The sequence below is a fragment of the Neisseria sp. P0021.S005 genome (assembly GCF_051956955.1).
Window position 1 is genome coordinate 1 of record NZ_JBQCWY010000095.1, and the last position, 8,804, is coordinate 8,804.

An 8,804-nucleotide genomic window follows, 5' to 3' on the forward strand; every position below is an offset into this window, starting at 1 on the left:
TGATTGCTTCCGAAGACGCCAACTTTGCCGAACACAGCGGCTTTGACTGGAACGGCATCAAATACGCCATGAAACGCAATAAGCAAAGCGGCGAAGTCAAAGCCGGCGGTTCGACCATCAGCCAGCAACTGGCGAAAAACCTGTTTCTCAACGAAAGCCGCAGCTACATCCGCAAAGGCGAAGAAGCGGCGATTACTGCGATGATGGAAGCGGTTACCGACAAAGACCGCATTTTTGAGCTGTATCTGAACTCAATCGAATGGCACTACGGCGTATTCGGCGCGGAAGCGGCGTCCCAGTATTTCTACAAGAAACCTGCCTCCGCCCTCACACGCCAACAAGCCGCCAAGCTCACAGCACGCGTTCCGGCTCCTCTGTTTTACGCAGACCACCCTAAGAGCAAACGGATGCACAACAAAACCAATATCATCCTGCGCCGCATGGGTTCGGCAGAATTGCCCGAAAGTGATATGGATTAATTAAAAAGGCCGTCTGAATATTTCAGACGGCCTTATATATTGCACTCCGTTAAGGGAGTGTAAATTACAAAACAAACCCCTTGACAAGTTCCGATTAACCGAATTTTCAAGGGGTCTGAAATGTCAACATTTGCCTACTACACAATTACACCGCAACCTGAAAAAAATCCCGTTGCCTACATCTTCCGCCTGTTTTCCGAGACCTGCGGAACCATCGATTGCTTGGAAACCAGAGCTTTTCCTATCCGCAATCCCAACAATCCCCAAATCACTTATGGCGAAGCCGATTTATACGGTCAATTAAGCGTATCCGCACTGATGGCGGAGGTGCAATCATGAATCGTTCAGCTTCAGCAAGCGCGGAACGCGCTCTTCCTTGTCTAAATAGTAACAACTGCATTGAGGCAGAAAACCTTAATAAAAACAATGCAAAGCAAATTCCGATTGGTTACGAAAAATACCTGCCGAACACAGCAAAACCCGAATTCAACGAATTTTCCACCTCACACAAGAAATCCGCCGCCGCCCTTGAGATGAATGTACGCCAGTTCATCGAAGTTTTCGGAATTGAAAAGGTTGGATTCCTTACCCTTACATTTGCCGACGACGTATAAGACGTCAAAGAGGCAAGCCGCCGCTTTCACAGCCTGCGCACAAACTTTCTTAAAAAACATTTCGAACATTATGTCTGCGTATACGAGCGCATGAAAAGCGGTCGTATTCATTTCCATCTGATTGTGAACACACGCGAAGACATTCGCCGCGGCCTGAATTTTAAGCAAATTCAAGCCCGAAACTACACATCAGCAAACAAAGCACTCCGTCAGCTTTGGCAAATTCTTCGTGAAAACATGGATAAATACGGTTTCGGCCGTTCCGAACTTTTGCCGGTAAAGACCAACAGCAAAGGCTTGGCAAGATATGTGGCCAAATACATTTCAAAACACATTAACAGCAGACTTCCTGAAGACAAAGGCTATCGCCTGATTCGTACAACCATCGACAAAAAAAGTCTGTGGAAGATTGCAAACAGCAATTTTTCGTTTGTAAGTGCTGGTTCGCGCCTATGGCGCGAGAAGCTCCAGAAATGGATTATCTGCATTGAGCCATATTTAAAACAGTATGCAAAACATGAATTTAACAGAGAACTCAAAGCCATTACAGAAGAAAACTACAACCGTATTTTATCCAGCTTAATTAGCCCGAAATGGGCGTTTTATAACCGAGAAACCATCATCAATATGCCCTAAGTTGGCAGAAAGGAAACATCATGTCTCAAGAAACCGAACGCAAACAAGGTATTTTCGTCATTGCCGCATTTGACCGGATGTTCGCACGAGAACGCAAAAACCAAGACGGCACATTCAGCAAGACCCACTATGTCGGTTTGATTATCCGTTCAGATACAGAAACCCGCCTTTGCGAAGTTCGCACAAAACATCCAGAAAAGTACGAGCATTACAAACCGCAGCAAATCGTCTCAATGCAAGTGTTTCCTCGTGCATTTAAAGACAACATCTACTATTCGGACGAAGCATAAACCAGTTTCAGGGGTTCGGCGGTGTTCCCTGAATTGACCCCGAAACACCGCCACAACCATTTTTTTAACTCCATAAAGGAAAATATCATGAGTATTAAAACCAAATTTCAAAAAGCAGCCGCTTTTGTAACCGTTGCAGCATTGCCAGTATTAGCATTCGCAGAAGATAACGGCATGGTCGAAGCCGCTAAAACAGAATTGGGCTCATTGAAATCGGGCATTATTGCCGTCGGCGCGGTTGCCGTTGCTTTGGCCGTTGCCGCCGTTTCCATTAGTGTTATCAAATCCGCAGTGAAACGCTCTGCATAAGGTGCAACATGGGTTATCAGGTCGGCAGAATCTGTCATGAAACGGCAGAGCAGGCAACAAACGAAGTGATGACTCAAGTCGTACCGACCATAGACAAAGACGGGGTGTTGCATCACCCCGTTTTTAACGGACAGACTTGGACTTATAACGAACAGACCGTAAAACTTCAATTTCCGCAGTGCGACAGCATGAAATATTACCGTCTCGGCGAACAAATCGGCACACAGATGATGTATGCCATGATTGCCGTCTTTGCCGTTGTCGTTATTGTGAAACTGGTTTTATGGCAGAGAGAAAGAAATGAAGAATGACACCCGAATCAGCATTTTTATTGGGTATGGTAAAGCCCCTAACATTAGCCGTCTTTTTGTATGTCTTGGCTCGCTCTTGGTCGTAGAGCAGGCATGGGCAGAAGTAGGATTACCGCCGCCGGGACAACATCAAAACGCAGGCTTTCCGAGTGACCAAGCCTTGCAACGTCGTGGCTACGATCCAAAAACAGGCGTTTGGAAGGTTGACGTACAAAACAACGGCAAACCGACCGTAAACAAAGACGGTGGAACATACAACGGAAGTCAAAACAAGACTGTAACCGTTACGGGAAAGTACGGCGAAACTGGCAAAATGTATACAACTGTTAATCAAAGAGTTGGTACAAGCGCAATTCAGAAAACTGCTACGGGTGTATGGTTTGGCTCATCAATTGCAAATGCTTTAAGTAAAAATGGATCATATGTAGCAACTCAGTTAAGAGCTGGAAATTATAAGTCAGCATTTGAAGGTTCGGTACTTGCTTTAGGAGATTTCGGAAATAATCTATTTGGTGGATTGCCTGAATCAATTGTGAATTTAGGGCGATCTTTAGGGTTAGTAAATAATCCATCACAGCAACAATATAGAGATGCAGCAGAAAGATTTTATGCAGCACAACGCCAAGCAGAAGCCGAAGGAAACTACCAAAAAGCAGTAGCACAAGCAGCAGCTGGAAAAGCAGCAGAAGCAGCACAAAAAGCGCAACAACAAGACCAACAAAAGAAAGAAGAACAGAAGAAAGACGAAGAAGCAAAAAAGAATCGAATGATTAAATATCAATTGATAGTAAATATAAATGGCAGTTATCAAAATTATGTTTTCTATTCTAAATTTGGAATTAATTTAAATGGTTCAAAAAGTAATTCTTTGGACGTCTTTTCTGATAATCTAGGCCGTTTTTCTTCTCATGTTGATATTGACATTCCTAATTCATCACCATCAAGGATTACTGTTAGCACTCCATCAGATAAACGTGTCTATGTTTATTACAATACATATAAAGAAGGTACAGTTCCAGAATCAGAAAAAGAGAAGATTGCACAAAATCAAAGCCAAGTAAAACCTGAAGATTTCATGCTGACACAAAAAGAAATGTTAGACATTCTCAAGCGTATGCTTGAAAACAATCAGACAAACCATGCCGAGTTGATGAACCAACTGGCAAAAATGGGCGTTATGAATCAATCTGCCGAGCCAAGCACATTTAGCCCTGATACCGCACTTAGTGCGCCATATACCCCTGAAGGTAGTAGCACCCCTCAACAAACAAGATTCAAAATGAATCAAGATGGCACTGTAGGCGTTGATTATGTTCCGCGTCCAGATTTAAAGCCAAACAGTCCAGAAGCACCGAATAAGCCCGAAAAGACAACACCGAGCAGACAGGAGAGTCCAGACACGCCAAACGCACCAAATAGCCCGAATTCGCCAAATACACCGAATCAGCCGAACAATCCGACAGGGCAGCAAAATCAAAACGAAGAGAATCAGAAACAAGATTTTTGTAAGCAGAACCCGAATACTGCTCAATGTATTTTGGGAGGAAAGTCGGAAGATATTAAACTACCTGAACAGACCATAGACCTGAATTTCAAGCCTTTGGACGTGTTCCAGTCTGACGGGAAGTGTCCCGCTCCCCGCTCCGTAGATTTCGGTGCATTGGGACAGGTAGAGTTCAGCTATGACCCGTTGTGCGACTTGGCGCGCAAGCTGCGCCCCATCTTCATCGCAATATGCGTGCTGACATGTGCCTATTTTGTCTATGAATCCGTAAAGGAATTGTGAAATGAACTGGGCATCATTGATAACAGGCGTCCTCATGTCCGTAGCAGGGCGCATACTGACCGCCGTAGGTTTGAGTTTTATTTCAGTAACAGGACTGAATGCTTTGCAGGATTATTTCATTAACGAAATAAGCCGTAGTATCGGCGGTTTCCCCGACGAAGCCTTGCAAATACTGTATATAGCGGGATTCGGTGTCATTCTGAATTGGATATTTGGTGCGTTCAGCTTCGTAATATCCCTAAAAGGCTTTAAAAAACTGTCTACCATCATTCAGTCGAAATAGGAAGAAAACATGTTATATCTGTTAACAGGCGTACCGGGTTCGGGCAAAACCCTGAAAGTCGTTTCCATGCTTGCCAAGCAAAAAGACTTTATGAATCGTCCGCTTTATGTAGACGGCATTCTTGACCTGAAAATACCACATGAAGAAATACCAGAAGGAGAAAGCATTCAGACATGGCCGAAGTGGGCACCGCCGGGCGCGATTATCGTTGTTGACGAATGCCAACGCATATTCCGCCCACGTCCTAGCGGTTCGAAAGTACCTGACTACGTCGCCGAACTTGAAACACATAGACACCGTGGTCTTGATTTCCTCTTGATAACTCAACATCCCCGTCTGATAGACGTCCATTTGCGCGGACTGATAGAACACCACACCCATTTCGGCAAGACTAATTTAGGACTGCGCCGTAAGCTCGAATGGACGACAGGCGGCGCAAAAGACCCTGAAAGCAGGGCAAACATCAGGGAAGCCCTAATCAGCGTGTATAGGCTTGATAAAAGCGTGTATGGGCTGTACAAGTCCGCTGAAGAACACACCAAAATCAGAACCAAGCGCAGCAAGGTTCTTTATCTGATACCCATCGCAATAGCCTTGCTTGGTGGAGGTTTGTATTATTTCTCATCCTTTTGGAAAAATATGGAAAAACCAATAATAGAGGGACAAACGGCACAGGCACACATTGCCGCGTCAGCGGCAAGCCCCGAAGCGCAGGCGGCAGCCGCTCCCGCGGCGGACGACGGCGCAGCGGGGCAGTACGCAGCAGCAAAGGTGCAAACGCCGTCCGAACCGCCCAAGCCTCATTTGACAGAAGAAGACTATCAGCCCCGTATCGCAGAACGCCCCGAAACCGCCCCTATATACGACGGCATGAACAAAGCCGTAAAAGTCATGCCTTGGCCGTCCGCGTGCGTAAAAAGCGATAATGGCTGTAATTGCTATACAGACCAAGGGTCTAAAATTTCAGAAATTAGCAAAAAAACCTGTTTAAGCTATATTAAAGATGGCTTGCCCTTCAACCCTTATAAAACTAAACAAAACGAAGCATTAACGGCTGATTCAAATTCATCAGTATCAGAAAAACCGCAAGTCTTGACAATGGGTGGAAAGAGTCCGCAGAATTTAATGTATGACGGATACGAAGATAAAGCCCTAAGTAATGAGGGCGGAAAAATAAATTAGGGAAACGATGAACGCATTAGAATTTGTTATTTCGTGTTTGGTTGTTTATGCAATAATTCACATCCATAGAAAGCATGGCACGGCTTATTTCAAAATGTTGATTAAGGAATTTGGCATTTTTATTTTCGGTCTTGCTATTATTTTTCTTGTATTATGCGCAGCAGGGGTCTTAATGTTCGCAGTCCAATCGCACACCTAACCACAAGTCAGGGGGAGGACGTCCAGAAAGATTTGTAAAGACAGCTTTATCGTCTTTATAAATCTTTTTGGATACCCCTTGACGCTAGCCAACCCTAAAACGCTAGGGCAAAGGGGTGGGGTGGTTTTTTTACCCCACCCCCTGCCACGTGGCGAACGTCGCCGAAGGCAAAAACATTTAAAGCCCCAAGCCCTGAACGTGAAACCAGCATTTTCAGGGCTTGGCGTTTGACGAAACACCAAGCAAAGCCCGTGACTTCGTAAGTACGGCACAGCCACAAGGCTGTAACAAAGATTGAAGCACGGGTCTTCTAATAACCTGAATTTGAACACTATCTAGGGCAAAAAGCCCGTATTCATAAGGCAAAACCCCATGTACTTAGGCATAGACGTATCGAAATTAACAATAGATTGCTGTCTGATTTCAGACGGCCTTTTTTTTGAGCGTAAGTTCAAAAACAGCCAGGCCGGATTTCAAGACCTGAAAGACTGGCTAAAAGAAAACGGCGCAACAGAAAGGCTTCATTGCTGCTGCGAAGCAACAGGGAAATACTACGAAGCAGCAGCTGAATATTTGAGCAAATACTACCGAATGAGTGTAGAGAACCCACGTAAAATAAAAGGTTTCGGGACAGCCGTTTTACAAAGAACCAAAACAGACCGTCAAGACGCAAAAACTATAGCCCAATACTGCAAAGCACTAGAACCCCGACCGTGGCAGAAACCCACCGAAGCACAAACCAAACTGCGAGAACTGACACGATACCAACACCGTCTGAAACGCCAAAAAGCAGCCGAACAAACCAAACTCCAAACCGCCCCCGCCTACCTGCTCCCACTGATACAGTCCACCATTACCCATCTTCAACAGCAAATCAAAGCCGTTCAAAACCAACTGAACCAGTTTCACAAAGACAATCCCGACTACAAAATCCAAAAAGAGCGCCTGAAAACCATCACAGGCATAGGCGAAGCAGCGGCCAATAGCCTTTTATCAGTTCTGACCCAAACGGACCGGTTCAAGACCGCAGCGCAATTTGTAGCCTACCTAGGCTTAGACCCCAAGGAAAACCAGTCAGGAACAAGCCTAAAAGGCAGACCGCGTATTTCTAAGCTGGGCAATACCCATTTGCGAACAACCTTGTTTATTCCGGCTATGCACGCATACCGAAGCAGCACCTTTGCCAAGTATGTAAGCCGACTACAAAAGAACGGCAAAAGGCCGAAAGTGATAATTGTCGCACTCATGCGGAAACTGGCGGTAATAGCGTTCACACTTTTGAAGAACGGCCAAGATTTTCAAGTGGAAAGATATAAATGAAAAATTAAACCTGGTTTTCGCCGGCGATTTTTAATTTACTAAATAAAAAAATAAAACGCAAAACCATTTAATATCAAACAAAACACCCTGAACAAATCAGGGTGCGTATTATTGCAACTTTAAGAAATGTAAAGTTTATTGACTGTGAAATACACTATCTTTGTTTTTAGGCTTTCTCTTCCGGCTCAGGTACGTCAAACACTTGGCGCAGGTAAGCGAGGAAGGTGTTGTTGGTGGTCATGGTTTTGCCCGGGGAGTCGGAGAGCTTGGCGACGGATTGGCCGTTACACTCGACGAGCTTCAAGACAATGTTCAAAGGCGTGTGTCCCAAATCGTTGGTCAGGTTGGTACCGATACCGAAACTGGTTTTGAAACGGTCTTTGAAGTATTGGTGCAACGCCCATGAACGCTCAATATCGAGGCCGTCTGAAAAGGTCAGCATTTTGGTGCGGCTGTCGATTTTGAGTTTTTTGTAATGCTCGTAGGCTTTGTCGCCCCAAACATAAGGATCGCCGCTGTCGTGGCGCAGGCCGTCGAAGAGTTTGGCAAAGTACAGGTCGAAGTCGCGCAAGAAGGCATCCATGCCGACTACGTCGGTCAGGGCGATACCGAGGTCGCCGCGGTATTCGTGCACCCAACTTTCCAGCGCGGCTTTTTGGAAATTGCGCAAACGTACGTCCAAGGCTTGGAAGGCTTGGAGGAACTCGTGCGCCATGGTGCCGATGGGTGTGATGCCGATTTTTTTGGCCAGATAAACGTTGCTGGTACCGCGCACGATATCGGGAGCAGCTTCCAGCAAGGTGCGGATAACGTGTTCCTGCCATGCGAGGGTGTAGCGGCGGCGCGTGCCGAAATCGGAAATAAGGAACGGCGGATCATTTGGATTTTGTGTAGCTGCAATTTCTTTCAGCTGTTGCGCTTTGGCCTGCAAACGGCGCTCGCCTTCTTCGATGACGGCAGGCGTTTCCAAGCTGCGGAAATAGAGTTCGTTGACGATGGCAAGAATGAAAATCTCGAAGAACATCGCCTGTATCATCGGGCCTTCGATGCGGATGTTCAGACGGCCTTGGTCATCAGGGCTGACTTGGACGAAGCGGCGTTGGAGTTGGAAAAGTTCGAGATAATCGACAAAATCGCTTTTGATAAAACGCAGGCTGCGCAGATAGGCAAGTTCGTCATGGGTAAAGCGCAGCTGGCACAGGGAGTCGAGTTCGCGTTCCAAGTCTTCTTGAATATCGGCCAGCGGATACACCATCTCTTTGTTTCGACAGCGGAATTCGTAGAGGCTGTGGGTTTGCGGGAATTGGTGCAACACGACTTGCAGCATGGTGAATTTGTACAGGTCGGTATCAAGCAGGGATTGGATAATGGGCTGATAAGCAGACATAAGTTTTC

10 protein-coding genes and 1 pseudogene are annotated in these 8,804 nt (G+C 45.9%); 10 read left to right on the plus strand and 1 reads right to left on the minus strand.

The genetic code is table 11. The annotated features are described in order from the left end of the window. The 10 genes and pseudogenes from mtgA to ACTHUE_RS07465 form a co-directional block, all read left to right on the plus strand. The coding region (gene mtgA / locus ACTHUE_RS07420; RefSeq protein WP_440402931.1) for a monofunctional biosynthetic peptidoglycan transglycosylase at positions 1-479 on the plus strand (479 nt) is incomplete at its 5' end. 120 nt (positions 480-599) lie between these two features. Further along, positions 600-818: a hypothetical protein gene (locus ACTHUE_RS07425; RefSeq protein ID WP_070459355.1), complete on the plus strand. Its 219-nt coding sequence runs from the start codon at positions 600-602 to the stop codon at positions 816-818. Then, positions 815-1,729, plus strand: a pseudogene (locus tag ACTHUE_RS07430) (rolling circle replication-associated protein). The gene ACTHUE_RS07425 and the pseudogene ACTHUE_RS07430 overlap by 4 nt, the downstream one beginning before the upstream one ends. Positions 1,730-1,749: 20 nt before the next feature. Continuing rightward, on the plus strand, positions 1,750-2,019 hold the full coding sequence (locus ACTHUE_RS07435; RefSeq protein WP_070459358.1) for a hypothetical protein: 270 nt from the start codon (positions 1,750-1,752) through the stop codon (positions 2,017-2,019). An 87-nt stretch (positions 2,020-2,106) separates the two neighbouring features. Further along, positions 2,107-2,328 (plus strand): hypothetical protein, encoded by a 222-nt coding sequence (locus ACTHUE_RS07440; RefSeq protein ID WP_070459361.1) that lies wholly within the window; start codon positions 2,107-2,109, stop codon positions 2,326-2,328. A gap of 8 nt (positions 2,329-2,336) precedes the next feature. Continuing rightward, positions 2,337-2,639, plus strand: coding sequence for a hypothetical protein (locus ACTHUE_RS07445; RefSeq protein ID WP_070459364.1), 303 nt, complete (start codon positions 2,337-2,339; stop codon positions 2,637-2,639). After that, a complete protein-coding gene (locus tag ACTHUE_RS07450; protein ID WP_070459367.1) occupies positions 2,629-4,425 on the plus strand; it encodes a virulence factor TspB C-terminal domain-related protein in 1,797 nt (598 codons plus the stop codon). The genes ACTHUE_RS07445 and ACTHUE_RS07450 overlap by 11 nt, the downstream gene beginning before the upstream one ends. A gap of 1 nt (position 4,426) precedes the next feature. Further along, positions 4,427-4,708, plus strand: coding sequence for a DUF2523 family protein (locus tag ACTHUE_RS07455; RefSeq protein WP_070459371.1), 282 nt, complete (start codon positions 4,427-4,429; stop codon positions 4,706-4,708). A gap of 9 nt (positions 4,709-4,717) precedes the next feature. Then, positions 4,718-5,890, plus strand: a complete 1,173-nt coding sequence (locus ACTHUE_RS07460; RefSeq protein ID WP_070459374.1) for a zonular occludens toxin domain-containing protein — start codon at positions 4,718-4,720, stop codon at positions 5,888-5,890. Between the two features lie 571 nt (positions 5,891-6,461). Further along, positions 6,462-7,409, plus strand: coding sequence for an IS110 family transposase (locus ACTHUE_RS07465; protein ID WP_070459379.1), 948 nt, complete (start codon positions 6,462-6,464; stop codon positions 7,407-7,409). A gap of 166 nt (positions 7,410-7,575) precedes the next feature. On the opposite strand, the gene pncB is transcribed toward ACTHUE_RS07465, so the two are convergent. Beyond that, positions 7,576-8,796 carry a nicotinate phosphoribosyltransferase gene (gene pncB, locus ACTHUE_RS07470; RefSeq protein WP_070459382.1) on the minus strand — a complete coding sequence of 407 codons (1,221 nt, stop codon included), beginning with the start codon at positions 8,794-8,796 and terminating at the stop codon, positions 7,576-7,578. Between the last annotated feature and the right edge of the window lie 8 nt (positions 8,797-8,804).

What these genes read in the sequence shown, in the direction of transcription:
- pncB (WP_070459382.1), bottom strand. Translation starts at nt 8,796, where the DNA reads ATGTCTGCTTATCAGCCCATTATCCAATCCCTGCTTGATACCGACCTG.
- ACTHUE_RS07445 (WP_070459364.1), top strand. Translation starts at nt 2,337, where the DNA reads ATGGGTTATCAGGTCGGCAGAATCTGTCATGAAACGGCAGAGCAGGCA.
- ACTHUE_RS07450 (WP_070459367.1), top strand. Translation starts at nt 2,629, where the DNA reads ATGAAGAATGACACCCGAATCAGCATTTTTATTGGGTATGGTAAAGCC.
- ACTHUE_RS07455 (WP_070459371.1), top strand. Translation starts at nt 4,427, where the DNA reads ATGAACTGGGCATCATTGATAACAGGCGTCCTCATGTCCGTAGCAGGG.
- ACTHUE_RS07465 (WP_070459379.1), top strand. Translation starts at nt 6,462, where the DNA reads ATGTACTTAGGCATAGACGTATCGAAATTAACAATAGATTGCTGTCTG.
- ACTHUE_RS07440 (WP_070459361.1), top strand. Translation starts at nt 2,107, where the DNA reads ATGAGTATTAAAACCAAATTTCAAAAAGCAGCCGCTTTTGTAACCGTT.
- ACTHUE_RS07460 (WP_070459374.1), top strand. Translation starts at nt 4,718, where the DNA reads ATGTTATATCTGTTAACAGGCGTACCGGGTTCGGGCAAAACCCTGAAA.
- ACTHUE_RS07425 (WP_070459355.1), top strand. Translation starts at nt 600, where the DNA reads ATGTCAACATTTGCCTACTACACAATTACACCGCAACCTGAAAAAAAT.
- ACTHUE_RS07435 (WP_070459358.1), top strand. Translation starts at nt 1,750, where the DNA reads ATGTCTCAAGAAACCGAACGCAAACAAGGTATTTTCGTCATTGCCGCA.